The sequence below is a fragment of the Microcoleus sp. EPA2 genome, assembly GCA_020882975.1.
Lineage (GTDB): Bacteria > Cyanobacteriota > Cyanobacteriia > Cyanobacteriales > Microcoleaceae > Microcoleus.
This window is the reverse complement of record JAHRFD010000051.1, coordinates 1-22,928: the sequence shown is the minus strand read 5'-3', so window position 1 is coordinate 22,928 and position 22,928 is coordinate 1. Positions and strand designations below refer to the sequence as shown.

At 42.6% G+C, this 22,928-nt stretch carries 27 protein-coding genes and 2 pseudogenes; 19 read left to right on the top strand and 10 right to left on the bottom strand.

Annotation, left to right across the window (positions count from 1 at the left end; all coding sequences use genetic code 11):
* Window positions 1-733 precede the first annotated feature (733 nt).
* From AAFP14_RS25465 to AAFP14_RS25450, 5 genes and pseudogenes are all read right to left on the bottom strand, one after another.
* Window positions 734-934, bottom strand: a pseudogene (locus AAFP14_RS25465) (IS200/IS605 family accessory protein TnpB-related protein); the annotation flags it as partial.
* Window positions 889-1,038 carry a hypothetical protein gene (locus AAFP14_RS26750; protein ID WP_472851090.1) on the bottom strand — a complete coding sequence of 50 codons (150 nt, stop codon included), beginning with the start codon at window positions 1,036-1,038 and terminating at the stop codon, window positions 889-891. The pseudogene AAFP14_RS25465 and the gene AAFP14_RS26750, both read right to left, overlap by 46 nt.
* Entirely contained in the window at window positions 1,029-1,628 is a 600-nt protein-coding gene (locus AAFP14_RS25460; RefSeq protein ID WP_341734969.1) for an IS607 family transposase, read from the bottom strand. Before AAFP14_RS25460 ends, AAFP14_RS26750 begins: the two co-directional genes overlap by 10 nt.
* 21 nt (window positions 1,629-1,649) lie before the next feature.
* Window positions 1,650-1,994 carry a hypothetical protein gene (locus AAFP14_RS25455; protein WP_341734968.1) on the bottom strand — a complete coding sequence of 115 codons (345 nt, stop codon included), beginning with the start codon at window positions 1,992-1,994 and terminating at the stop codon, window positions 1,650-1,652.
* A 51-nt stretch (window positions 1,995-2,045) separates the two neighbouring features.
* Window positions 2,046-2,441, bottom strand: a complete 396-nt coding sequence (locus tag AAFP14_RS25450) for an alpha/beta hydrolase-fold protein (protein ID WP_341734967.1) — start codon at window positions 2,439-2,441, stop codon at window positions 2,046-2,048.
* 328 nt (window positions 2,442-2,769) lie between these two features.
* On the opposite strand from AAFP14_RS25450, the gene AAFP14_RS25445 reads away from it, so the two are divergent.
* Complete coding sequence (locus AAFP14_RS25445; protein ID WP_341734966.1) at window positions 2,770-3,204, top strand: NUDIX hydrolase; 435 nt, start codon at window positions 2,770-2,772, stop codon at window positions 3,202-3,204.
* 97 nt (window positions 3,205-3,301) lie between these two features.
* Window positions 3,302-4,216 (top strand): NAD(P)H-dependent glycerol-3-phosphate dehydrogenase, encoded by a 915-nt coding sequence (locus AAFP14_RS25440; protein WP_341734965.1) that lies wholly within the window; start codon window positions 3,302-3,304, stop codon window positions 4,214-4,216.
* Between the two features lie 193 nt (window positions 4,217-4,409).
* Here the strand turns inward: AAFP14_RS25440 and AAFP14_RS25435 are convergent, their stop codons facing one another.
* Entirely contained in the window at window positions 4,410-6,686 is a 2,277-nt protein-coding gene (locus AAFP14_RS25435; RefSeq protein WP_341734964.1) for a RelA/SpoT family protein, read from the bottom strand.
* A gap of 96 nt (window positions 6,687-6,782) precedes the next feature.
* Here AAFP14_RS25435 and patD point away from each other — a divergent pair, with 96 nt between their 5' ends.
* The 6 genes from patD to AAFP14_RS25405 all read left to right on the top strand — a co-directional run bounded on the left by patD (window position 6,783) and on the right by AAFP14_RS25405 (window position 12,010).
* Entirely contained in the window at window positions 6,783-7,469 is a 687-nt protein-coding gene (gene patD / locus AAFP14_RS25430; RefSeq protein WP_341734963.1) for a heterocyst frequency control protein PatD, read from the top strand.
* A gap of 23 nt (window positions 7,470-7,492) precedes the next feature.
* Window positions 7,493-8,074, top strand: coding sequence for a TFIIB-type zinc ribbon-containing protein (locus AAFP14_RS25425; RefSeq protein ID WP_341734962.1), 582 nt, complete (start codon window positions 7,493-7,495; stop codon window positions 8,072-8,074).
* Window positions 8,075-8,240: 166 nt separating this feature from the next.
* Entirely contained in the window at window positions 8,241-10,007 is a 1,767-nt protein-coding gene (locus AAFP14_RS25420; protein WP_341734961.1) for an ABC transporter ATP-binding protein, read from the top strand.
* A gap of 96 nt (window positions 10,008-10,103) precedes the next feature.
* Window positions 10,104-11,177, top strand: coding sequence for an RNA polymerase sigma factor, RpoD/SigA family (locus AAFP14_RS25415; RefSeq protein WP_341734960.1), 1,074 nt, complete (start codon window positions 10,104-10,106; stop codon window positions 11,175-11,177).
* A 61-nt stretch (window positions 11,178-11,238) separates the two neighbouring features.
* The gene (locus AAFP14_RS25410; RefSeq protein ID WP_341734959.1) at window positions 11,239-11,724 is read left to right on the top strand and encodes a GNAT family N-acetyltransferase; all 486 of its coding nucleotides are present in this window, start codon (window positions 11,239-11,241) and stop codon (window positions 11,722-11,724) included.
* Window positions 11,725-11,803: 79 nt separating this feature from the next.
* Window positions 11,804-12,010: a glycogen debranching protein gene (locus tag AAFP14_RS25405; protein WP_341734958.1), complete on the top strand. Its 207-nt coding sequence runs from the start codon at window positions 11,804-11,806 to the stop codon at window positions 12,008-12,010.
* A gap of 54 nt (window positions 12,011-12,064) precedes the next feature.
* On the opposite strand, the gene AAFP14_RS25400 is transcribed toward AAFP14_RS25405, so the two are convergent.
* Complete coding sequence (locus AAFP14_RS25400) at window positions 12,065-12,220, bottom strand: hypothetical protein (RefSeq protein ID WP_341734957.1); 156 nt, start codon at window positions 12,218-12,220, stop codon at window positions 12,065-12,067.
* Between the two features lie 93 nt (window positions 12,221-12,313).
* Here AAFP14_RS25400 and AAFP14_RS25395 point away from each other — a divergent pair, with 93 nt between their 5' ends.
* From AAFP14_RS25395 to AAFP14_RS25360, 8 genes are all read left to right on the top strand, one after another.
* Window positions 12,314-13,309 carry an AEC family transporter gene (locus tag AAFP14_RS25395; protein ID WP_341734956.1) on the top strand — a complete coding sequence of 332 codons (996 nt, stop codon included), beginning with the start codon at window positions 12,314-12,316 and terminating at the stop codon, window positions 13,307-13,309.
* Window positions 13,310-13,525: 216 nt separating this feature from the next.
* The gene (locus AAFP14_RS25390; protein WP_341734955.1) at window positions 13,526-14,047 is read left to right on the top strand and encodes a hypothetical protein; all 522 of its coding nucleotides are present in this window, start codon (window positions 13,526-13,528) and stop codon (window positions 14,045-14,047) included.
* A gap of 126 nt (window positions 14,048-14,173) precedes the next feature.
* The gene (locus AAFP14_RS25385; RefSeq protein ID WP_341734954.1) at window positions 14,174-14,782 is read left to right on the top strand and encodes a Uma2 family endonuclease; all 609 of its coding nucleotides are present in this window, start codon (window positions 14,174-14,176) and stop codon (window positions 14,780-14,782) included.
* Window positions 14,783-14,846: 64 nt separating this feature from the next.
* Window positions 14,847-15,452: a Uma2 family endonuclease gene (locus AAFP14_RS25380; protein ID WP_341734953.1), complete on the top strand. Its 606-nt coding sequence runs from the start codon at window positions 14,847-14,849 to the stop codon at window positions 15,450-15,452.
* Window positions 15,453-15,528: 76 nt separating this feature from the next.
* The gene (locus tag AAFP14_RS25375) at window positions 15,529-15,930 is read left to right on the top strand and encodes a type II toxin-antitoxin system TacA family antitoxin (protein ID WP_341734952.1); all 402 of its coding nucleotides are present in this window, start codon (window positions 15,529-15,531) and stop codon (window positions 15,928-15,930) included.
* 403 nt (window positions 15,931-16,333) lie between these two features.
* On the top strand, window positions 16,334-16,708 hold the full coding sequence (locus tag AAFP14_RS25370; protein ID WP_341734951.1) for a DUF433 domain-containing protein: 375 nt from the start codon (window positions 16,334-16,336) through the stop codon (window positions 16,706-16,708).
* A complete protein-coding gene (locus AAFP14_RS25365) occupies window positions 16,705-17,100 on the top strand; it encodes an ACP S-malonyltransferase (RefSeq protein WP_341734950.1) in 396 nt (131 codons plus the stop codon). The genes AAFP14_RS25370 and AAFP14_RS25365 overlap by 4 nt, the downstream gene beginning before the upstream one ends.
* 150 nt (window positions 17,101-17,250) lie before the next feature.
* Window positions 17,251-18,234: a hypothetical protein gene (locus tag AAFP14_RS25360; RefSeq protein WP_341734949.1), complete on the top strand. Its 984-nt coding sequence runs from the start codon at window positions 17,251-17,253 to the stop codon at window positions 18,232-18,234.
* A 112-nt stretch (window positions 18,235-18,346) separates the two neighbouring features.
* Here AAFP14_RS25360 and AAFP14_RS25355 read toward each other — a convergent pair whose 3' ends face one another.
* On the bottom strand, window positions 18,347-19,756 hold the full coding sequence (locus AAFP14_RS25355; protein WP_341734948.1) for a hypothetical protein: 1,410 nt from the start codon (window positions 19,754-19,756) through the stop codon (window positions 18,347-18,349).
* A gap of 230 nt (window positions 19,757-19,986) precedes the next feature.
* On the opposite strand from AAFP14_RS25355, the gene AAFP14_RS25350 reads away from it, so the two are divergent.
* From AAFP14_RS25350 to AAFP14_RS25340, 3 genes are all read left to right on the top strand, one after another.
* Window positions 19,987-21,372: an ATP-binding protein gene (locus tag AAFP14_RS25350; protein WP_341734947.1), complete on the top strand. Its 1,386-nt coding sequence runs from the start codon at window positions 19,987-19,989 to the stop codon at window positions 21,370-21,372.
* 61 nt (window positions 21,373-21,433) lie between these two features.
* Window positions 21,434-21,643 (top strand): type II toxin-antitoxin system HicB family antitoxin, encoded by a 210-nt coding sequence (locus AAFP14_RS25345; RefSeq protein WP_293133322.1) that lies wholly within the window; start codon window positions 21,434-21,436, stop codon window positions 21,641-21,643.
* Window positions 21,644-21,645: 2 nt separating this feature from the next.
* The gene (locus AAFP14_RS25340) at window positions 21,646-21,870 is read left to right on the top strand and encodes a type II toxin-antitoxin system HicA family toxin (RefSeq protein ID WP_333058538.1); all 225 of its coding nucleotides are present in this window, start codon (window positions 21,646-21,648) and stop codon (window positions 21,868-21,870) included.
* A gap of 146 nt (window positions 21,871-22,016) precedes the next feature.
* On the opposite strand, the gene AAFP14_RS25335 is transcribed toward AAFP14_RS25340, so the two are convergent.
* The gene (locus tag AAFP14_RS25335) at window positions 22,017-22,595 is read right to left on the bottom strand and encodes a Uma2 family endonuclease (RefSeq protein WP_341734946.1); all 579 of its coding nucleotides are present in this window, start codon (window positions 22,593-22,595) and stop codon (window positions 22,017-22,019) included.
* 200 nt (window positions 22,596-22,795) lie between these two features.
* A pseudogene (locus tag AAFP14_RS25330) lies at window positions 22,796-22,928 on the bottom strand (photosystem II q(b) protein); the annotation flags it as partial.

Here is a 22,928-nt window from a genome sequence, read left to right as displayed (position 1 = left end):
TCTTTTCTACAAAGCCGCTTTATTTTTTTTTAGGCAAACTTGGGGTTCGTCCCCCCTTTGTCATTTCGCAAAATTGCGTCGCTCGTCTAATCTTTCTGGCTGTTTGTCTCTCGGACTGGAGTTTAGAACCCAAATTCCGCACCCCCAACTGGTACCTACGCGAATTGAGTAGCTCAAAGTCGATCTTCCGAGACAATAGTGAGTAAAAACACCTAAAGATTTGTGTAACTAAGCATCACCCGGTTGTCCATTTCTCAAAATTGACGTTCGGGCATGAACTAAATTTTCTTAATCTATAAAAAGTCAAAAATCACACCCAAACTAACTATTAATTCCCAGCAGATATCGCCCACATGGTGACGATTATACATCACTGCTGAATCAAAGCTAGATTAAATTAAAATCAGATTTACCAATTAACTGCTCGACTTAATTTCACAGCAATAAATAATAAGACCGACAAGTAACTGGAAACAAATTTAATATCACCAACCGTTTGGCTGTCACTTCTCTGCTGCTAATCTGAGTTAAATTGTAATACTTTAGTTGTTGGGATAAGCGATTGGCTGCTGAAAAGGCATCGGCTGAACACGCAAATTCAACATTTGATAATTATCGCAATTTTTTGTGAATTTCAATTTTCTCAGTATTTTTACTCATTATTGTCTCGAAAGACTGACTTTGAACTACTCAATTCGCGTATGTGCCAGTTGAGGGTGCGGAATGTGGGTTAGAAAGCTTCTTCCTGCACGATTACGTCAATTCCAACTAAGAAAGCTTTGTATTCCAACATCTCAATTAATCGAGCGTGAGGAATACTGACCAAATTCTGGTTAGTCTGCTTCCCTAGGTTAATTTCAGTTTTCCACTGTACATTCTTGCCAATTACTAGCGTCCCAATTTGTTGCGCGACCAAAATATCGACGATAGGACGTAATTGGCGGCATTGTAGAGATTTTTGGATTTAAAGGCTAGTTCGTCAATTTGGGCGAAACGATGTTCTGTGGATTTGATGATGTGTAGTTCTGTTAGTTGCATTCAGAACCTCCATCTTTTAGTTCGGCGATTATTTTTTCTGTTTTTCGACTCCCACGGCGCTGTCCGTAAAGTCTAGTAGCAAAACTTGTAACTATTGCCACTAAATCTTGCATTAGCTCATCTTTTCCGTTCTCCGCTATATTGACTATTTCTAATTTAATTCCCAACCGAAAGAGTAATACGCTTAGGTAATTTGTACCAAAGCGAGCTAATCGATCTTTGTGTTCGACCAGTAAAATGTCGTAGTCATTTTGCTGTAACAGTGCTTCCAACTGCTTTCTATTATCGTTTAATCCACTGCCGATCTCTTTGACATTTCTAACAATTTGATAACCGTTAGCGACTGCGTATTCGGTGAGTCGTTCTGATTGACGATTGAGATTGTCTTTGTTTTCAGAAGACGAGACTCGGCTATAAATAGCAACTCGGTTTTTCTTGATTTCTACCGATGATACTGGTGGCAAATAATCAACTATGATTAAACCGCTTTCTGTTTGTCGTGCTGGATGTGGCAGCTTGTTTGCTTTCCACCACCGCCATGCTGTTGTGTAACTTATGCCTATCGCTTTGGCGTAGTCAGGTAGTTTCATTTCCGACCTCCTGACTACATATTACCACGATTGCTTATAACTGTTTATCAAATTAACGAAGTTTGACAATACTTGTGCCAATTGCCCGGCCCCAAAACCGATCGGGTTGTCCCAACTGGTGATACGTTCCTGTCTTAACTGCAGTGTCCAACTGCCACTGTACTCAGGTATCAGCGCGATCATACTATATCCTTGACCGATGATACCAACAGGTATGCCGTGAGGTAAAGCCGTGAGCTGATGTTCGTAACACGAGATGTGGCGGGTTGTCATTACCGCATCTGCTAGTTCAAAGGTAGCATCTTTAGCGTTGCCGAGGTATTCATAAGCTAGTTGACGAAATTCGTGTAATTGTTCTAATTTCATGGCAGGTAGATTTGAGATTTTTAGCTGAATACTCAATAGCGCGATTTGATCTCAGAAACCAATTCCGAGCCGATCGCACTTCCCACCAGACCATTGTGCCCATCCAAATATAGCCTTTCTCAAAAAGGTGAGGTACGAATTTTGCCCTGGAAAGCTTGACAATACAGGGTTTCTGTATACCTCATTTATCTGAGAACCGCTATACTGCTGGTCCCACAAAGGACTTGTACCCCGCTGGTCGTTTCCGTCAGGAGTAATTATAATTGACGGCGGTAATCTTTTGCTTTGATACAAGTCGTGAAGCACAGAAGTAACAGCAGCTTTGTCTTGATAAGCCCGTGCGTCTCCGTGTCCCCCCTGTAACAAAAAAATAACTGGATAACGCTGTTGGGAATTTTTAGCATACCCAGGTGGTAAAATTAAGCCATAAGTGCGCTCTGAATTCATAGCCGCACTTTTATATGTTTTGAGTTCAAAATTCAAGTTGGCATCGGTGACTAATTTCGGAGGGTCTAACTCAGGCGCTCTCGCGATAAAAACGTATCAATATCCAGTTGCGCCTAATAGGAGAATAGTAACTGTAGCGGTACCGAAAACTTTTCCGCTCCATTTAGGCATATTGTTTGTTATTAGTTATTTGTTATTGGCTGCACCCTGGGCTTCGACTCCGCTCAGCAACCGCGTATTCGAAGGGTTACTGGTTATTTGTTGTTTGTGATTAATTACATAATAAAATTCTTAATGACCAAAGACCGATGTCCCATACTCCAACCCAATGACTTACCAAAATCCTACTCCTACGGTTGATATTATCATAGAATTGGTCGATCGCCCCCACCGCCCGATCGTACTCATAGAACGTCGCAATCCTCCTTACGGCTGGGCGATTCCCGGCGGCTTCATGGATTGTGGCGAATCCGCAGAAACAGCGGCCAAACGGGAAGCCTTAGAAGAAACCAAATTAGAAGTAGAATTAATCGAGCAATTCTACGTTTATTCCGATCCAAATCGCGACCCCCGCAAACATACTCTCAGTATTGTCTTCTTAGCTTCCGCCACCGGAATTCCTGAAGCTGCTGACGATGCTAAAAATTTAGAAATATTTGAATCTTGGCGTATTCCGACTCAATTGTGCTTCGATCACGATCGCATTTTACGCGATTATTGGCGATACCGTCATTATGGATTGCGCCCCCAATTGAAAGCATAGTTATAGAGGCGATGTCAAGAATCCCAGCCCCCTCGTTAGTAGGGTGCGTATTGCCGAATTTACTACCAATTCCCCATTCCCCATTACCAATTAACCAATGACAATCTTGACAATATTAGGCGGAGGTGCTTGGGGCTCGGCACTAGCAAATCTAGCAAGTAAAAATGACCATCAGGTTAACTTGTGGTCCCGTCGTAGTTCTTTTGAACTAGAGTCTGCGATTGCAGGTACGGATGTTGTGGTTTCGGCAGTTTCGATGAAAGGAGTTGCCGCTACAGTCGATCGACTTCTGTCAACAAATCTGGGCCCTAACACCATTATAGTTACTGTTACCAAAGGTTTAGATCCCACCACTACTCGTACTCCTTCACAAATTTGGCAAACTGCTTTTCCACGCCATCCCATAGTCGTGCTTTCTGGACCCAATCTTTCTGAGGAAATTCGGCAGGAATTACCTGCTGCAACGGTAGCAGCTAGTTCTGATTTAGCAGCAGCTAAGCAGGTGCAGCATATTTACAGTTCGGAAATTTTTCGGGTTTATATTAATCAAGATCCCTTGGGAACTGAATTAGGTGGTACCCTGAAAAATGTATTTGCGATCGCCGCTGGTGTTTGCGACGGTTTACAATTAGGAACTAATGCAAAATCTGCTTTGCTAACTCGCGCTTTGCCGGAAATGATTCGAGTTGGTGTTCGTTTGGGCGCTCAGGCAGAAACTTTTTATGGCTTGTCAGGCTTAGGAGATTTACTGGCTACTTGTAATAGTTCATTATCGCGCAATTACCGGGTTGGTTTTGGATTGGCTCAAGGTAAATCTTTAGAGGAAATTTTGCACGAATTACAAAGCACGGCTGAGGGAGTAAATACTACCAATGTTTTGATTGATTTAGCTAATCAACGTGCTATTGAAGTACCTGTTTCCCTTCAAGTTTACCGTTTACTCAATGGTGAAATCACTCCCGAACAAGCAGTTTTAGCTCTGATGGAACGAGATTTGAAACCTGAAATATAGCCTTTTTAAACTCAATCTGACAAATAACAACTAACCATTCCCCATTGGGTGCATCTGTATTTGGCAAATATATTCCTAGGGGCGAAGCATGACCGCTGTAAATCTCTGGTTATCACTAATAAATTGTCTGCGGTCATGCTACAGCCTATGCAAAATCGGGATGCTCCCGTTCCCGATTCCCCACGCCCAATTCCTATTCAGTCACTTGACTGAGCCGCCGCAAATTCAAAATATCGCTCATATTTTTAATTTGCATACAGGTGCGCTCGAACTGTTCTTTATCCTGAATATCCATGCACAAGTCAATTAAGGCTGGAAAACCGGGATAGGTTTTTACTTGAGCGCTGCGGACGTTGACCTGATTGTCTTTTAAATGCGATAATACATCATTGAAAACTCCTACTCGGTCTAGGGCTTCAATTTGAATATTAACCGCATAAGTATTGGGGCGGCTACCATTGCGAGCGTTCGCATTCCAACTCACAGGAACCAACCGATCCCCCGGCACACACTCAACGTTTACACAACCTTGTCGGTGAATAGAAATGCCACGGGTGCGAGTCACAACTCCAATAATTGCTTCCCCCGGAATTGGACAACAGCAGCCTGACAAATGGTAAAGTAATCCTTCAACACCTGCGATCGGCGATTTGCTCGGAGATGAACTTGGCACTGGTTTCGGTGGCATCATCAGAGGTATTTGCGTGGGCAATTCCTGAGCTGAACCCACGGTGGCTACCTCAACTTTTTGTCGGAGTTTTACCAAATCTTGGATGCGATTTACTACCAGATTTAATGTCAGTTCCCCGTAGCCTAAACCAGCCAATAAATCTTCGACGCTGTGGTAATTGCAGCGGTGGGCTACTGATTGCATCGGTTCGGATTTGAGCAAAGATTCAAAGCCACTTTTGCCTAATTCTTTCTCCAATAATTCCCGACCGCGGGCGATGTTTTCATCTCGGTGCGATCGCTTAAACCACTGTCTAATTCGGTTTTTAGCTCCGTTGGTTTTGACAAAATTCAGCCAGTCTAAACTGGGACTACCATTTTTTTTAGTCAGAATTTCGACAATATCGCCATTCTTTAAAACTGTGTCTAGTGTCACCATCCTCCCGTTGGCCCGAGCCCCGGTGCAATGATTGCCGATTTCGGTGTGAATGCGATAAGCAAAATCTACGGGTGTGGAACCTTTATTGAGAGCAATGACATCTCCATTGGGAGTAAAAACATAGATATCTTCGTCAAATAAGTTGTCTTTAATGCTTTCTAAATATTCCCGATCGTCTTTGAGGTCGCTTTGCCACTCTAGCAGTTGCCGCAGCCAAGTAAATTTCTCGTCGTCTCCGGTGACTTTCGTATTGCTAGAACCACCTGTTTCTTTGTATTTCCAGTGGGCTGCAATCCCGTATTCTGCGATGTGGTGCATTGCTACTGTACGAATTTGCACTTCGATGGGCCGGCCGCTGGTTCCGATTACTCCTGTGTGCAAAGATTGATAGCGATTTGCCTTCGGTAAACCGATATAATCTTTAAAACGGCCTGGTATGGGGCGGAAAGAATCGTGGACGATCGCCAAAGCTCGATAACAGTCATCATTAGTTTCGACAATTATCCGCACCGCAGCAATATCGTAAACTTGGTGAAACCCTTTTTGACTGCGCTGCATCTTCCGATAAATTCCGTACAAATGTTTGGGACGACCGCTAAGTTCGTAGCATTTTATGCCTAATTTGTCAAGTCTTTCTAGCAAACTATTTGTAACTTCTGCCAGTTGAATTTCGCGATCGGACCGTTTGACAGCCACTAAATCCTGAATTTCGCGGTAAGCATCCGGTTCCAGGTATTTAAAAGCTAAATCTTCCAATTCCCATTTAAAGCGACCAATACCCAAACGATTCGCCAGAGGAGCAAAAATTTCTCGTGTTTCTAGGGCAATGCTACGGCGCTTTTCTTCTGGCAGATGCTCCAAAGTCCTCATATTGTGCAGCCTGTCTGCCAACTTGACGACAATGACTCGAATATCTTTAGCCATTGCTAAAAACATTCGCCGAAAATTTTCAGCTTGGCGTTCAGTTTTGCTGGAAAAATTAAATTTAGAAAGTTTTGTCACCCCTTCCACCAACTGTCGCACTTCATAGCCGAACTTTTGTTCCAAGTCTTCGGCAGTCACGTCTGTATCTTCAACAATGTCGTGGAGGAAGCCCGCTGCGATCATCGCACTGTTAGCACCCATATAGCGTAGCATCCCAGCCACAGCTATCGGATGGCAAATGTAAGGTTCTCCTGACTTTCGGTATTGTCCTTCGTGCAAGTCACGGGCAAATTCAAAGGCCTGACAAATTAAGTTATTGCCAGTGGGACAATGGGAGCTAGAGTCTGCTTCTAGAGTCGATCGGGCATTCAGGCATTCTTGTAGCCAATCGGGAACGATCGCAGGATCGATAGCAGGAGTGAGAGTTTGAGCATTCATGGTACGCACCTTTAAAACTTACAAATACAAATGGTGAAAAGTCTGTGTTCGGTTCAATTGCCAAAAATATGTGTTTAGCTATACTAAACTAATTAGATGTCAGAAGTTGCAATCGCCAAAAAGAGTCAATTTTTTTTGTCAACTATAGCGATTAAATTCCACATCGCCCCCCCTCCCAGGGAGGAAAATATAGTGACACTATGGCCGCCCTTACGGGAGACCGATACTGTAGAATCAGAATATTTGGGCAGTGAGAGGTCAGACAAGGGCGATCGAGAGATGCCCTCCCGTCAAAAAAATCTCACTAACTTTAAGAAAAGATCTACTTTGATTATAAATAGAAATTTATTTACAAAATTTATGCTCTTGTCCGAAAATCGCTATCAGCGCTATCACAAATTAAAGCAAGCACTCGAACAGCTCCAAAAAACTGCTGCACAGGATAATCTCGATCGAGCTGCACTGGTGGCGGAATACAAAAAAGTGCAACAATTTTTCGGAAACCAAATTATGACAACCGACAACAGTGAGTTAGAGTCCTCAGAAACACCCGCAGAACAGTCCTATCTGACTGAAATTCACAAGCAACTGCGAATGTTGGGAACAGATGTCACATTTTTGCAAGCATCCCGTCAACCAGCGACAGCGACAGCCAGACAAACTGCGGCAATCGAGAGGATTAACACGCTAATTGGCTACTGCGGTGTGCTGCTGCCCAAAAATTATGTAGCTTTAGATACCGCCCAAAAGGCAGAATTAAAAACTGAGTTAACGAAGAATTGAGCAGGTAAGGAGAAATTAAAGCCGTGGAATGTCCAAAATGCAAACATCCCAACTTAGAGGGTGGCACTTTAGCCGGTGCTATTTCGGTGCAATGGTGTCCCAACTGTTATGGTATCTGGATTCCAGGCCGAGAATACGAAACTTGGCAAAAAAACCAGCGCCAGTGGTCCCTCAAATCCGACAAGCGACAGACAGCCACTGTCGGCATAGAATTTACACCATCTCCCTACGACAGCAAAGCAGCCCTGTGTCCCGAAGATGGTCACTATCTGTCGCGAACAAAAGTTCCTTTTAGCAGAATACCGTTTTACATAGAGCGGTGTACGCTGTGCGGGGGAATTTGGTGCGATAACGGCGAGTGGGACATTCTAGAAAGTCTCGGATTCCATACCGAGATTGACCAAATGTTTTCTCCCACATGGCAAGCTAAAGCCCGCTTGCAGGAACTGGCCGAAAGGGAGCGCCAAGTCCTGATAGAAAAGCTAGGTCCAGACATCGCCGGCTATGTATTGGAACTTGCAGAAGTTTTAGCAGACCATCCCCATGCAGATTGTGCGGCTACTTATATACTGCGGAAAGCCGAGTTGAAGCGAAAGGAAATTTAGTCCTTTGTGAGTTGACAGTTGACAGTTGACTGTTAACTGTTAACTGTTGACTGTTGAGAGTAAAAAAAATAACAAATAACTAAGGACTAATCACAAATAACTAATAACCAATAACAAATAACCAATAACCAATAACTAAGGACTAAGGACTAAGGACTAATAACTAATGACTAATGACTATTCTTTGTTTTGCGTCGAAAATCTACGAGTAGCTTATCCTCAGCGCCGAGGACAATCCGGTTGGGCAGTTGACGGCGTTTCCCTGACACTGCAACCGGGGGAAAAGCTGGGATTAGTTGGGGAATCGGGATGTGGCAAGTCAACTTTGGGACGGGCGGCGATGCGTTTGCTGCCAGAGTCAACCCTGATTGAGGGGCAAGTTCTGTTTAGTGGAGAGTCAATATTTGAAATGAATGCTTCGCGACTCAGAGGGTTTCGGGGCGAAGCTGTGGCACTAATTTTTCAAGACCCCATGACTCGCCTCGATCCTTTGATGACTGTCGGTCAACATTGTATTGAAACTTTGCAGGCTCATCGACCGAATTTGTCGAGAAAGGAAGCTAAAAAACGGGCGATTGAAGTTTTGGAATCTGTAAAAATTCCTGCTTCTCGCTGGTCGCAATTTCCTCACGAATTTAGTGGCGGAATGCGCCAAAGAGTGGCAATTGCTTTGGCTCTTTTGCTCGAACCTAAATTAATTGTGGCGGATGAACCAACTACCAGTTTGGATGTTACTGTCGCGGCCGAGATTTTGCAGGAATTAACGCGACTTTGTGCTGAACGGGGAACGGCTATTTTGTTGATTTCTCATGATTTGGCGATGGTGGCTGAGTATTGCGATCGCATTGCGGTGATGTATGGTGGCAAAGTGGTAGAAACCGGACCAGTGGAGCAAGTTTTTCAACAGCCACAACACGAATATACTCGATCGCTCTTAAAAGCAGCCTTGCACATTCAGAAGGAAGAATACAACCCCGTACCCGGAGAATATAACCCCCCCCTACCCCCCCCAAGGGGGGAAAATCAGCCCCTTCCAAGGGGGGAAAGTCAAGCCCTCCCTAACCTCTCCCAAGAAAATCTTGCCCTCCCTAGCATGGAAGGGGGGAACGAGGAAAGCAATTCTCCTCTGTTGAAGGTGATAAATTTGCAGCAGCACTACAGTTTAGAAAGCAATTTATTAGAACAGTTATTTTCTGGGAAACGTGATGTAATTAGAGCAGTAGATGGGGTTAATTTCCAGCTAGAACAGGGAGAAACCCTAGGGCTGGTAGGGGAGTCAGGCTGTGGCAAAAGTACATTGTCACGGACGATTTTGCAGCTAATTCCCTCGACGGGTGGCAAAGTGGAATTTCAGGGAATAAATTTGACAGCCCTGACTAAGGATGCTGTGAGGAAACACCGCCGCCAAATGCAAATGGTATTTCAAGACCCCCACGCTTGTTTGAATCCGATGATGACTGTGGGAGAAAGTATTGCTGACCCTTTATTGATTCACAAATTAGCGAATGCCCGCGAAGCTAAAAGACAAGTAATCCAAATGTTAGAACGGGTGGGTTTGACTCCTGGGGAAGATTTTTGGAGTCGCTATCCAGCAGAATTGTCAGGAGGACAACAGCAGCGGGTTTCCATCGCCCGCGCTTTGATTACTCGCCCACAATTGATTATTTGCGACGAACCAGTGAGTATGCTGGATGCGAGTGTTCAAACCCAGGTTTTAGAACTGATGTTGGAATTGAAGCAGGAATTTAACCTCACTTATTTGTTTATTACCCATGATTTGTGGGTGGCGCGATTTTTTTGCGATCGCATTGCAGTGATGAATGCTGGCAAAATTGTGGAAATTGGCAAGACTAGGGATATTTTTACGAATCCACAGCACCCTTACACTCAGCAGTTGTTGCAAGCGGCTCCTTTATTGGCTCGAACCAATTGATTTTGGATTTTGAATGGGGGATTTCGGGAATTTGGCTTTAAATTCGTTAAAGTAAAGGCAGACATTTGAAATCATTCCACCGACACCAAGCACCATATGGCAGAATCTGACCTAGGCAGTTTTGCGGTGGCACCGGAAGCCTCATTCGCGATCGCAGAAGATGAAGATATCGAGATCGATCTTCCGACTTTAACTCGCTCGTCAGCATACAACAACTGGTCTGCCGACGATCCCGTCGGAGCTTTGTTCAAGGAAATGGCTCGCTATCCCCTGCTAACTGCCACCGAAGAGGTAGAATTAGCCCGTCGCGTCCAAGAATTAGTAGCCCTTGAGGAACTAGAACAGAATTTGAAGCACGAATTGGGGAGAAGTGCCACAAAAGCTGAACTCGCCGCGACTTTGGGTTTGAGCGAAACTCAACTGCAAAATCTCCGGTATCAGTGTCAGTCAGCGAAACGGAAAATGATTAGCTCAAATTTGCGGTTGGTGGTTTCCATCGCCAAACGCTATCTGAATCGGGGCGTACCTTTTCTGGATTTAATTCAAGAAGGCGCTTTGGGTTTAAATCGAGCAGCCGAAAAATTCGATCCTGAGAAAGGTTACAAATTTTCTACCTATGCCTATTGGTGGATTCGCCAGGGAATTACTCGCACAATTGCCAATCAAGGGCGGACGATTCGATTGCCGGTTCACATTGTCGAACAATTAAATAAGCTAAAAAGAGTTTATCGGGATGTCAAGCGATCTCTCCAACGCAATCCCACCGAAGCTGAACTTGCTAAAGCCATGGAAGTTACTTCGGAACAACTTCGTTACCTCCAGCAAGTACGCCGACAATCTTTGTCTCTCAACCACCGTATCGGCTCCGAAGAAAGTTCGGAACTGTTGGATGTGATAGAAGATAGCGTGACGCAATCTCCTGAAGCTCAAATGAATGAGATGATGATGCGCCAAGATATATTGGAGGTGTTGGACAATATTTTGACAGAGCGGGAAAAAGAGATTGTGGCAATGCGTTATGGCTTAGTAACCGGGGAACCTTACACTTTAGAAGAGGTGAGTAGTTTGTTCAATTTGTCCCGCGAACGAGTGCGTCAAATTCAAAATAAGGCGATGCGGAAACTCCGGCGACCTCAAGTGACAGAACGGTTAAAGGGATGGCTGAAATAATTAAACATTAAACCAGTTTGATATGGTATTTTAATGTTTGATTGTTACTTACTACTTGTCTATGTCTTCTCAGGTAAATTTGCGTCCAGCTACGCGGGCAGACGTGCCCGTGTTGTTTGATTTGATTAAAGCTTTGGCTGAGTACGAAAAGTTATCGGATGCTGTCACGGGCAGTGCTGTGGATTTGGAGAATCATCTGTTTGGCGATCGACCCTTTGCCGAAGCAATTTTAGCAGAGTCCGAAGGTCGAGTCGTGGGGTGGGCGCTATTTTTCCACAACTATTCTACTTTTCTGACTCAGCCGGGAATTTACTTGGAAGATTTGTTTGTCCTCCCTGAGTTTCGAGGGCGGGGAATTGGCAAGTCTTTGATAGTATATTTAGCGCAATTGACAGTGGATCGCGGGTGCGGGCGTTTGGAATGGAGTGTGTTGGATTGGAATGAATTGGCGATCGGATTTTACAAAGGCATAGGTGCTAATGTGATGCCCGACTGGCGGATTTGTCGGCTGGCGGGCGAATCTCTGGCCACTTTAGCCTCAAAATAATTCAAGTCAAGCTAGGAGTAAAAACAGGTGGCACAGACATCTTGCCTGTCAAAAAAACAGTAAATTAGGAGAGTAAATTATGATTATTTGGGTAAACGAACAAATCGATCCATCAGGCATTCTGTATGCTTGCATTGCCTGTGTCAATGAGACTCAAGCTAAACAATGCCATGATTCTTTTGAACAAAATTTAACCCCAGAACAAAAAAAACAGGGCTGGGTTGCTACATTGCGCACTGTCAGCGCTTGGGATGAAGTACCTGTTAATGCTTTGAAATTGAATTAATCAGTGTAATTCAGTATAATTCAATTAATCTCAACTCCTCCATTAACATAGAAATCATTCATCTCTCACTTCTCTTTCTCTGCGCTCTCTGCGTCCTCTGCGGTAAAAAATATCATAAACAACCGCCAACGAAAAAACATATTGCTGTTCCAGGCGATCGCCCAGATAGCCCAGCACATAATCTGAAAAAAAACAAGATAATTTGAACATAAATTTGTCAAATTATCAAGATGTCAAACCGAGAAGAGGTTTTAGCCTTACTATTAATAAGTAAAGACATTTCAAATTGTCAACTTAATTTTTATGGTTGAAACCTTATTTCACGCCTACACGCCTCTACTAATCTGGACAGGCCTAGGATTACTCTTATTTCAGTTCATCCCAGTTAATTTTCCCAAACTACTAAGCCACTTTCTTTTTTGGATTGGGATACCGCTGCAAATTCTAGTTTTAGCCCGTCACAGCGAATTTTCTGGTGCGGTGGGATTCACCCCTGCGATCGCCATATTTGTGTTATTTCTGAGTACGAGTTTAGCTTGGCTGACTTGGCAGTTATTGCAACAGCTAAGCGCCCACCACATCGCCAAGCCCTATTTTTTGGGCAAAAACTCTTTACTCAATGCACTATTGTTAAATTTTAGCTCCCTGAAGCGATCGAGCCAAGGCAGTTTTATCCTAGCGGCAATATTAGGAAATACCGGCTTTGTCGGATTAGCGATCGCCCCCAGCATCATCAGCGCCGACAATAACAACTGGGCGGTATTATATAGCGTCACCAATAACGTATTCGGAACCTATGTATTTGGTGTATTTATTGCTAGCTATTACGGTCATTCCCAGCAAAAGAATCAATGGTGGACTCAGCTAAAAGATGTGGTAACAGTCCCAGCGTTATGGGCGTTTTTAATTGGCTTTTTAACCAGAAATATCGCCTTGCCGGAGACAGTAGAATTAGGATTGCAAGCAGCAGTTTGGGTAGTAATTGCCAGTGCTTTGCTGTTAGTTGGTATTCGTCTGCGGTCTATTAAAAAATGGCAAAGTTTTGAAATGGGTTTAATCCCATCCCTACTAAAAGCAATAATTGTCCCGATGTTCATAGGATTGGGTGCTAGTTATTGCGGATTGAGTGGCGATCCGAGACTCGTGCTGGTGTTGATGTCGGGAACACCCACGGCACTTTCTGTGTTGATTTTAGCAGAAGTCTATGAACTCGATCGCGATTTGTTAGCTTGCAGTATTGCCATAACTTCTGTGGGGTTGCTGTTGATGCTTCCAGTGTGGCTAGCTTGGTTTAGTTGAATTTAGGCGATTTGTGGGAAGCCATAAACCCGGTTTTTTGGAGTCTTGGGAAGTCAGAAACCGGGTTTCTTCAGTAAATTTCGATGAGGATGCGTAAATTATCGCAGAAACCGGTTTCTTAGATTTGGATTGCGTTACTAAAACAGGAAATAAACCCAACACTAATGATTGTTGCAAGACTTATAATACAACTATCCAATATTTTTATAGGAACAAATGAGAGGCGTAAAACAACTATTCCTAAGCAGCTTTACTATTATTACTTTGAGTTGGGTTTTCGGAACTCCCATTCACAGGATACCAGAGGCGATCGCCCAAACACAAGTTCCAATGAGACTGCAACACGCAGAAGGAACCTATACCCTTACGGTGTCAGAAACCAATACCACAAAATCTGCTTATGGGGGTCAGTTGCGCCTCTATGACGTGCATATCGCCAAGATGTTTGAGGTGACATATGCTGATTGTCAGGAAATACCCAAAGCTGGCTTTAGGATTTGGGAATACTATGCCGGAAATGGTAGAATTAGCATGGGTTCTTTCCGAATTACCTGTCAGTTGGCTAGCGATATTGCTAATACTTATGGTTTAGGGAAACCAGAACGTACTGCGATCGAATATTCTCAGGAAGAAGCTGGGCCGCCAATATCCAGGACTCGTTCTATTCCTATTTTAGATATTAGTGGTAATAAAATTCAGCGGTGGACTAATTTTGTGCAAAGGTTTCGCCCTCAATAATGAATAGGCGATCGGGTAAAATTGATGAAAGATAAATTTCTATAAATCCGATCGCTTCTGGGTTGAGACAATTATCTAGCTGTAAGCCATAATTATTTAAAGTCTAATTATTTAGGAGGTGCGATCGTGGTTATTACTCAAACCAACCCACCAAATCTGACCGACGCGACAAAGACTAGCTTCACTCTAGATGAATATAGGGCGATCGAGGAAACTGCCGAAGAACGTCACGAATATTGTAACGGAGAGATTATCGCTATGTCAGGAGGTTCCCCCGCTCACAGCCGTATTGCCGTAGATACTACGACTTTTCTCAACGTGGCTCTCCGAGACACCAATTTTCAAACCTATAACGGCGATTTACGAATTTGGATTCCTAGCTTCAATCACGGCACTTATCCCGATGTTATGGTAATTGATGGCGAACCGGAATTCAATGGATCTCGCACGGATGAAATTCTCAACCCTTTATTGATTGTGGAAATTCTTTCGCCATCTACGGAAGCCTACGATCGAGGTGAAAAGTTCCGCAAATATCGCTCTATTGCTAGTTTTTGTGAATATTTGCTGGTGAGTCAAACTGAACCATATATTGAGCAATATCACAACCTCGATCGCCAAACTAGCGATCGCTGGCAATGGCAAGTGTACGATGGGATCGATCGGGCGATCGTCCTGCACAGTTTAAATATAGAACTTCCGATGTCTGAAGTCTACCGCCGCCTTAATTTTTAATGGCCATTTTTTTCATTGTTAAATGGATGATGTTTAAATAGAAATATAAGTTTAGGAGAAAGCTATGACTACTCTAATTCAACATCCAGGGCAAAACCAACTTGAAACCCCAGCAGAGGAAAAAGTCTGGACTGATGCTGAATTCATGGCACTCAACCGAGATGGACACCGCTACGAAATTGTAAATGGAGAACTAATTGACATGGGAAATTCGGGTGCAAAACACGGTTATATTGCGATTATTTTGAGTGCTACGTTATTTAACTGCGTATCAACGAGAAAATTAGGCGCGATGTTCGATTCCAGCACTGCTTTCAAGATGAAATCAGGGAATAAGCGATCGCCCGATGTTTCATTCATGGCAAAAGAACGCCTGCAAGGGCTAGATGATATTCCCGATGGCTTCCTAGAAGGTGCGCCGGATCTTGCCGTAGAAATCCTTTCTCCTAGCAATACTGTGGCAGAAATTCACGACAAACTCGTAGAATATTTTGAGAATGGAGCGCGTTTAGTTTGGGTGATTAACCCTAAAGAAAAGTATGTGTTGGTGTATCGATCGTCCCAAGAACCCGATCGCCTGCTCAAGTCCGTTGACTCCCTAGATGGCGAAGAAATCGTCTCCGGCTTTACTCTTCCGGTTGCGGAGTTATTTCAAAAACTGGCGTTTTAATTAATTGGGCGATCGGGCTATAGTTCTTCATCCCAAAGTATGATAGAGTTAATGTATCAAAAACTTATTAAATACTATGACAATTGAAAATCTTGAGGCTGAGGTTCTTGCACTTCCAAAGGACTCTCAAGCAGCACTACTATCGCGACTCCTAGAACACTTGTGGCGTGGTGAAATAGATCGAGAAGTTGGATCTATCGGGGGTGAGGATGCCCAAATACGCGATCTGATAATCAATATCCGAATGAATCAACCTCAAAGCGATTTAATCGATCGCGCGGCTCAAATACAAGGAAAAAGTCCCTCAGAGTTCATGGTGGATTCAGCTTATCAAAAAGCCCAAGATGTTCTTTTAGACCGATGTTTTTTTGGGTTAGATGAAGTTAAATTTAAGGAATTTGTAGCATTGCTAGATGCTCAACCTATGGAAAATGAAAAGCTACAGACATTACTAACAACTCAATCTCCCTGGGATTAGAACAAGATAGACAGCAGCTTTCTCCTCCCGAAAAGCTGAATTCATCACATCAAATTGACAGCTTTAATTCAGATAACAATGAGTTAAATGAATGGTTAAAACGTCGTGCTTTAAAAAATGAGTTGGAGGGCGCTTCAATGGGGAGCATCCCATTTTTGCAAATATATCAGTAGGGGCGAAGCATGACCGCAGTAAATCTCTGCTTTTAACTCATAAATTATCTGCGGTCATGCTTCGCCCCTGCAAAATTGGGATGCTCCCCTTCAAGGACTTACGTAGTCTGCGCTATTGAGACAGAGTTTATAGGGACACAACAGATTGCAATTGATATTGGCTTGACAGTTGAGGAAATGTTGGAGTCGCGGTGAGTTAAAATAGAAATAACTTCTAGGAGACTATAAGTATGACAACCATCTCTAACGAACAAACAGCTATCATCCGCACAGAAAGAGGATTAAGCATCGCGGGTACGCGCATTACTATCTACGATATAATGGACTATGTAACGGCTCAATATCCACCTAAGTTTATCAGGGGATTATTTGACCTGACAGAGCAACAAATTAACGCAGCTTTGGCTTATATTGAGGCTAATCGCGCTGATGTTGAAGCTGAGTATCAAATGGTGCTGAAGGACGCGGAGGAATTGCGGCTATATTATGAAGAAAAAAATCGCGATCTGATTGCGAGAATTGCCGCGCAACCACCCAAACCAGGAACGGAAGCTGCATGGGAAAAGCTTCGAGCGGCTAAGGCAAAACGTGAGGCTAAAGCATGATTTTTTTGATAGATCATAATCTCAACGGACACGCCATAATTTTCTTTGGTTCTATTGCTAATCAAGGTTGGCTTGATATCATCCCAATTCGTTTTGTCACCTTTGCACAAATGGAATTACCCATCAATAGCGATGACAGGGTAGTTTGGCGGCTTGCTCAAGAAAATAAGATGATTTTGCTCACAGCTAATCGCAGTATGAAAGGTAAGGATTCTTTGGAACAAGTAATGCGCGAAGAAAATACTCCTAATTCATTACCTGTGATTACGATTGGAAATGCTGATAGATTACTGAATGATTCGGAATATCGAGAACGTTGTGTTGAGAGTCTAATTGAGATTGTGCTTGGTATTAATGGCTATATGGGTATAAGTCGGCTTTTCATCCCATGAGGTTGGTCGAGATTGTTGAAGAGTGCGATCGCGCTTCGTGCTAGTTATTTGGGATTCAGTGGCGATTTAAGTAAGTTTTTTTTATTTAGCTAAACCAAGGATATATAATAGGCTCTACAATACAACTATCCAATAGTTTTATAGGGACAAATGAGAGGCGTAAAACAACTATTCCTAAGCAGCTTTGCTATTATTACTTTGAGTTGGGTTTTCGGAACTCCTATTCAGAGGATACCAGAGGCGATCGCTCAAACACAAGTTCCAATGAGATTACAACACGCAGAAGGAACCTATACCCTTACGGTATCAGAAACCAATACCACAAAATCTGCTTATGGGGGTCAGTTGCGCCTCTATGACGTGCATATTGCCAAGATGTTTGAGGTGACATATTCTGATTGTCAGGAGATACCCAACGCTGGCGGTAGGACTTGGTATTATCGCGCGGGAAATGGTAAAATTGATATGGGGCAATTCAGAATAAACTGTCAGTTGGCTAGCGAGATTGCTAATACTTATGGTTTAAGGAAACCAGAGCGTACTGCGATCGAATATTCTCAGGAGGAGGCTGGGCGGCCAATAGCGAGGACTCGTTCTATTCCAATTTTAGATATTACTGGTAATAAAATTCAGCGCTGGACGAATTTTGTGCAAGGGTTTCGCCCTCAGTCTGCTAATTCTGAAAGTGGTAATTCGCGATCGAGTATTTCTTTTCCAGTTAGTGAAATTCTTTCGCACATGGAAGGTAAGACGAGAGTCCCAATTTTTCTACCCAGTCAGCTTCCATTCCCAAAACAAATTTACTTGGAAAGCCGAGTCGAAACGCAGAGCTATAGCGTTGTAATGAGCTCCATACCTAATTGCAGCGGTACGCCGTGCTACATCGGGAGTATCTCAGCAGAAAGAGGTGGACAAGCAGCAACACCAGCGCCTAGAGGATTTAGGGGTGAATTCAAAACTATTCAATTAGCAGGCCGAACACAAGGAGTTTTTTACAATGGTTGTGGTGCTTACTGCACGGCTTTAGTTGAATGGCATTATCAAGGTGTTTTGTACCGAGTAACGATGAAAAATGGGCAAGAGAAAATGCTCGTTCAGATAGCCAATTCTGCAATTGAAGCTGGGCCTCGCTAGCTAAAAGTGGAGCAGTGCGTCAGGGCAAGTCCTGTTCTCAAATTAGAGATTTATTTTCCCTGATGCAGCCGACAATTGCTATCTAGATAGAAAGCATACCAGTTCTAAACTTTTAAGCAGGAAAGTTCGCCTGTAAAACACTATTTTTAATTTTTTGTTCTAATTCATTGACAACAGACATTACACTATGTTCTGGCTCGCTCAAAATAGATTTTTTGATGTCATGTAAAGAGTTGACTAAATCTTCACGCAAACGGGGCTTGTCTTCTTGAACTCCTTTAGTATAATCCCAATAATCCCAAGCGATTAAAGCTATGGCAAGGGTAGGCTCAATCATACTTCCTAGTTGCGAAGAAATAGCAGCTACAGCTTTACTACCTGCTTTAGCAGCAATTGTAGCAGTAATTTTAGCAGTTCCAGCAGCACCTACAAATCTTACTAAAGATACTTCATCTCCTCGTTCATTTTCTAACCTAAAATTTATACCTTCTAAATATTTATGCCAGTCCGCTTGGGGGATTTTGTACATTTTCGGCACATCGTCAAATTCCTTAGATAATTGTTCAATATAAAAATTAGCCGTATCAATTACTATGGTATGAAATTTCATCTCTGCTGAATTTGCTTGCAATACTCTCCTAGCAAATTCTCTTTGAATATTGTCATTTATGCTTTTGGCAATCTTTTCATTGACTATACTCTGATTAAACCCATTCATCAAATTCTCGCCAATATATTCAAAAAGAACACCAAATTCTTGCTGTTTCTGATTAAAATAATTAAAATACCAATTTAAAAAGTCCGTATCAATTCGATTAATTAATTGTTCCTCCCACCGATTTAATTCATTGTTAGCATATTGTTCAGCACTTTGATTTGCCGTGTTCAGAGCTTTTTTGAAAGCTTGTTCTCTTCCACCAAATGCGACTAGAGATTGAGTAATTTCTATGGATGGAGGAGAGGTTAATTCTGCTGCCAAAGCCTGACTCATAACTAATCGTCCCAGTAACGGGATTAATACAATTAGAATTATAATCGACCAAATAATGATACTAACTATCTTAGAGATTTTTACAATTCTCGATTTTTGAGTGGTTTCTTCAGTAAGCTGATATTCACCAAATTCTTGAGCCTTCAACTCAATAGCAATTAATTTTTGATCGCCCAAAACATCAATTAATTTTTTGTCTAGTTTTTTAGCCACCAACTGACGACCATAAGGTATTCCATTTGAACGACAAATAAGGTGATTATTTGCGTCTAAAAACACCTGTCCTAAAAATTGCCCTTCGGGATGCTCTTGACGAATAATTACTCCTTTTTTTACATTAGGAGTCCCTGGGCGATCGCTCTGGAAATAACTGATAGCCTGGTCAAAGGTTATATCCTCTAAGACATCAGGTATCCCTTGAATACGTGACAAGCATTGATTGAAATCGCGAACTATTCGCTGCACATCCTCCGAAGTGAGTTTCTGATTTTGTTGAGAGCTGTCTTTGGCAAACCAGTTAAACCGTGTCATATTTCCTCCAGAGCATTTGATAACTTATAAATCTCTACTAGATTTATTGTATTTTTCATTATCCTATTTTAATATGAAAATTTATTTGTGCATATTCATAAAAGTGTGATTTAGTGTACAGTTAATTGTTTTTTCATGATTTTTACTAACAATAAAAAGTGTGATTTAGCTGGTAAAGTGTTACAAAGTGTGATATAGTGTGATTTTGAAAAATAAACCCACTTTTAGCTATGGATATCCAAGAGGTTTTACAGTGGACTGACGAGCAAGTATTTGTGAAGACGGAAAAACATCTTGATTCATTGCAAAGATGTATATTAAAGGAAGTTTGGGAGGGTGAGAAATATCCTAAAATAGCTAAAAAGTGCAATCGTAGTGAAGATCATATTAAACAAGTTGCTAGAAAATTATGGAAACTTCTCTCTGAGATTTTGGGAGAAGATATTAAACAATCTAATGTTCGCTCTATTTTAGAAACAAAAGCAGTATCTAGTATTAACAATTCTGGTAACTCTTCACAAATTGTTAATAGTAAAATTAATAGAAGTCATATCAATATCTGTGGAGAAAAACGGCAAGATGCAGAAGAGGCTAAACAGCGATCGCCCTTTCCCCCAGATTCTCCCCAAAACAAAAGTCAATCCCCAATAATAGATTTAACAGACGCACCCGAATTAACCAGCTTTTACGATCGCGCCTCAGAACTCTCCACCCTCCAAGAATGGATTTTACAATCCCACACCCGCTTAATCACCATCTACGGTTTAAGTGGAATTGGCAAAAGCAATCTCGCCCTCAAACTCATCGAACAAACTCAAACCGAATTCGATTATATTATTTGGTTAAGTCTCACCAACACACCCACACTTTCAACCCTCCAAACCGAACTCAAGCAATTTTTTGGGCGATCGCCACAACCCCCATTACCCACAATCATCGATTATTTTCGCGCCTCTCGCTGTTTGGTAATCCTTGATGACGTACAGAATATTTTTCAAAGCAGTCAACTAGCAGGTCAATATTTAACAGGCTATGAAGACTATGGCAAATTTTTCAAACAAATTGCCACATCCTCTCACCAGAGTTGTTTAATCCTCCTCAGTTGGGAAAAACCCAGAGAAATTACTGCTTTAGAAGCACTAAACCGACCCGCACGAACCTTACACCTCAAAGGGTTAGGAGAACAAGCGGCAGAAATTCTCAGAAAAAAAGCATTGACAGATGAGGAAAAATGGTCAGACTTAATCACCCTTTATCAAGGACATCCTTACTGGTTAAATATTATAGCTGCAACAATTGTCGAATTATTTGACGGTAGCGTTTCCCTGTTTTTAGCGGATGGAAATGATGTGTTTTTAGGTGACTTAGAACCCATTTTAGAATCTCAGTTAGAGCGTTTATCGGAGTCAGAAAAAAACGTAGGCTATTGGTTGGCGACTCAAGCTGAAGCTGTAGATATTTCACAACAACCTGCTGACAGTGAATTATCCAAATCTGAATTTTGGCACGCCATACAATCTTTAGCCCGACGCGGCTTACTGGAAAAAGTACAAGTAAGAGGGCGATCGCTCTTTCTCCTCAATCCCGTATTCAAAGCATACATTCAGTGCCGGTGAAATATTATATAATTTATGAGAGATTACATTTCTTAGATTTAACGGATAGAAAGCGAATCTTATGAAAACCTTTACCGCTATTATCGAAAAAGATTCTGATACCAAGCTTTACGTTGGTTATATTCCTGGATTTCCTGGGGCGCATTCCCAGGGAGAAACCTTGGATGAGTTACACGAGAATCTGCGTGAGGTAATTGAGATGCTCCTAGAAGATGATACTCTCGTCATTCAGACAGAATTTATAGGTACACAGCAGATTGTGATCCGATAAACATGAGCAATATCCCAGTTCTGAAACCACAGGAAATAGTCCGCATACTAGAGAACCTTGATTTTGTAGAGGTGCGTCAAAAAGGCTCACATAAGCAGTTCCGTCACCAAGATGGGCGAGGAACTACTGTTCCTTTTCATAAAGGGCGTGATATATCACCTAGATTGCTTCAGCGGATTGCAATTGATATTGGCTTGACAGTTGAGGAAATGTTGGAGTCACGGTGAGTTGACGTGAACTACATGACTACTTTTTGCCCAAATTGCTGCTGCAAAACTACCGAAATCAGGAACCGAAACTGCATGGAAACAAACTCCAGCAAAGACCAAATATGAGGGCAAAGCATAGTTTTTTTAATCGCACTTCTCAACTTCTACATCGATCGCACAAAAGCATTTACCGCATCATATTGATCCGCCATCCGCGAATAAAACTCGATCGATCGCAAATCCAACTCCGGCAAAAGTTCACTCTTACTAACCAGCTCATACCCCGTAGAGCGCAAACAATAAACCGAAATTACCCCATCCTCCCAAAACCAAACCTCCCGCACTCCTATCCGACGATAGATTTCCAGCGTATCAATTCCACCACTTGTCACCGTCACCTCGATCGCCAAATCTGGAACCGACTTGCGCGTACCCAAACAATAAGACTCATCCGGTTCCTTCCGTGCACCCAACTCCTTCATCCCGATAGTTGTACTACCACGCCCGTAGAAACGAATGTCTTTGGTCCGCATATAAATCTCTAAAACCTGACCTAAAGTGTTTTTAGATTCTTCATGTTCCTCAGAAAAAGAACCGATAATTTCTAAACACCCATCCAAATAAGTTAAACGCGCCCCAGTTTCCGCCAAATCTGCATCCAACTTTTCCAGAGTCTCCCATGTCACGTTTGACAGGAAAGCCCCACCTGTACCCAATCCTGCTTTAGAAACTGCGACAACCATTTGACTTACCTTTTACGATCGCTCTTCCATAATATACGACTTCCAAAACATGGAGTCTATCGTCATATTCTATTCTTTAGTCCGCGCACCATCCGGACTTCGTTTATGTAGACGCGGTTTCAACCGCTGAGTCCTATTTTTTCCCAAACAAAAAGCGCCCCTATTTCTAGGAGCGCTTTTTGATTATCTCAAGTTAAAAATTAACCGTTGATAGAAGGAGCAACCAAAGCAACTGGAGTTGTTTCGCCAGCAGCCAAGTCGAGTGGGAAGTTGTGAGCGTTGCGCTCGTGCATTACTTCCATACCCAAGTTAGCGCGGTTGATCACATCAGCC

Excerpts from the sequence above, each read along its gene's own strand:
- AAFP14_RS26750 (WP_472851090.1), bottom strand. The coding sequence starts at position 1,038 with ATGCAACTAACAGAACTACACATCATCAAATCCACAGAACATCGTTTC.
- AAFP14_RS25460 (WP_341734969.1), bottom strand. The coding sequence starts at position 1,628 with ATGAAACTACCTGACTACGCCAAAGCGATAGGCATAAGTTACACAACA.
- AAFP14_RS25455 (WP_341734968.1), bottom strand. The coding sequence starts at position 1,994 with ATGAAATTAGAACAATTACACGAATTTCGTCAACTAGCTTATGAATAC.
- AAFP14_RS25450 (WP_341734967.1), bottom strand. The coding sequence starts at position 2,441 with ATGAATTCAGAGCGCACTTATGGCTTAATTTTACCACCTGGGTATGCT.
- AAFP14_RS25445 (WP_341734966.1), top strand. The coding sequence starts at position 2,770 with ATGACTTACCAAAATCCTACTCCTACGGTTGATATTATCATAGAATTG.
- AAFP14_RS25440 (WP_341734965.1), top strand. The coding sequence starts at position 3,302 with ATGACAATCTTGACAATATTAGGCGGAGGTGCTTGGGGCTCGGCACTA.
- AAFP14_RS25435 (WP_341734964.1), bottom strand. The coding sequence starts at position 6,686 with ATGAATGCTCAAACTCTCACTCCTGCTATCGATCCTGCGATCGTTCCC.
- patD (WP_341734963.1), top strand. The coding sequence starts at position 6,783 with ATGTCAGAAGTTGCAATCGCCAAAAAGAGTCAATTTTTTTTGTCAACT.
- AAFP14_RS25420 (WP_341734961.1), top strand. The coding sequence starts at position 8,241 with ATGACTAATGACTATTCTTTGTTTTGCGTCGAAAATCTACGAGTAGCT.
- AAFP14_RS25415 (WP_341734960.1), top strand. The coding sequence starts at position 10,104 with ATGGCAGAATCTGACCTAGGCAGTTTTGCGGTGGCACCGGAAGCCTCA.
- AAFP14_RS25410 (WP_341734959.1), top strand. The coding sequence starts at position 11,239 with ATGTCTTCTCAGGTAAATTTGCGTCCAGCTACGCGGGCAGACGTGCCC.
- AAFP14_RS25405 (WP_341734958.1), top strand. The coding sequence starts at position 11,804 with ATGATTATTTGGGTAAACGAACAAATCGATCCATCAGGCATTCTGTAT.
- AAFP14_RS25400 (WP_341734957.1), bottom strand. The coding sequence starts at position 12,220 with ATGTTCAAATTATCTTGTTTTTTTTCAGATTATGTGCTGGGCTATCTG.
- AAFP14_RS25395 (WP_341734956.1), top strand. The coding sequence starts at position 12,314 with ATGGTTGAAACCTTATTTCACGCCTACACGCCTCTACTAATCTGGACA.
- AAFP14_RS25390 (WP_341734955.1), top strand. The coding sequence starts at position 13,526 with ATGAGAGGCGTAAAACAACTATTCCTAAGCAGCTTTACTATTATTACT.
- AAFP14_RS25380 (WP_341734953.1), top strand. The coding sequence starts at position 14,847 with ATGACTACTCTAATTCAACATCCAGGGCAAAACCAACTTGAAACCCCA.
- AAFP14_RS25375 (WP_341734952.1), top strand. The coding sequence starts at position 15,529 with ATGACAATTGAAAATCTTGAGGCTGAGGTTCTTGCACTTCCAAAGGAC.
- AAFP14_RS25370 (WP_341734951.1), top strand. The coding sequence starts at position 16,334 with ATGACAACCATCTCTAACGAACAAACAGCTATCATCCGCACAGAAAGA.
- AAFP14_RS25365 (WP_341734950.1), top strand. The coding sequence starts at position 16,705 with ATGATTTTTTTGATAGATCATAATCTCAACGGACACGCCATAATTTTC.
- AAFP14_RS25360 (WP_341734949.1), top strand. The coding sequence starts at position 17,251 with ATGAGAGGCGTAAAACAACTATTCCTAAGCAGCTTTGCTATTATTACT.
- AAFP14_RS25355 (WP_341734948.1), bottom strand. The coding sequence starts at position 19,756 with ATGACACGGTTTAACTGGTTTGCCAAAGACAGCTCTCAACAAAATCAG.
- AAFP14_RS25350 (WP_341734947.1), top strand. The coding sequence starts at position 19,987 with ATGGATATCCAAGAGGTTTTACAGTGGACTGACGAGCAAGTATTTGTG.
- AAFP14_RS25345 (WP_293133322.1), top strand. The coding sequence starts at position 21,434 with ATGAAAACCTTTACCGCTATTATCGAAAAAGATTCTGATACCAAGCTT.
- AAFP14_RS25340 (WP_333058538.1), top strand. The coding sequence starts at position 21,646 with ATGAGCAATATCCCAGTTCTGAAACCACAGGAAATAGTCCGCATACTA.
- AAFP14_RS25335 (WP_341734946.1), bottom strand. The coding sequence starts at position 22,595 with ATGGTTGTCGCAGTTTCTAAAGCAGGATTGGGTACAGGTGGGGCTTTC.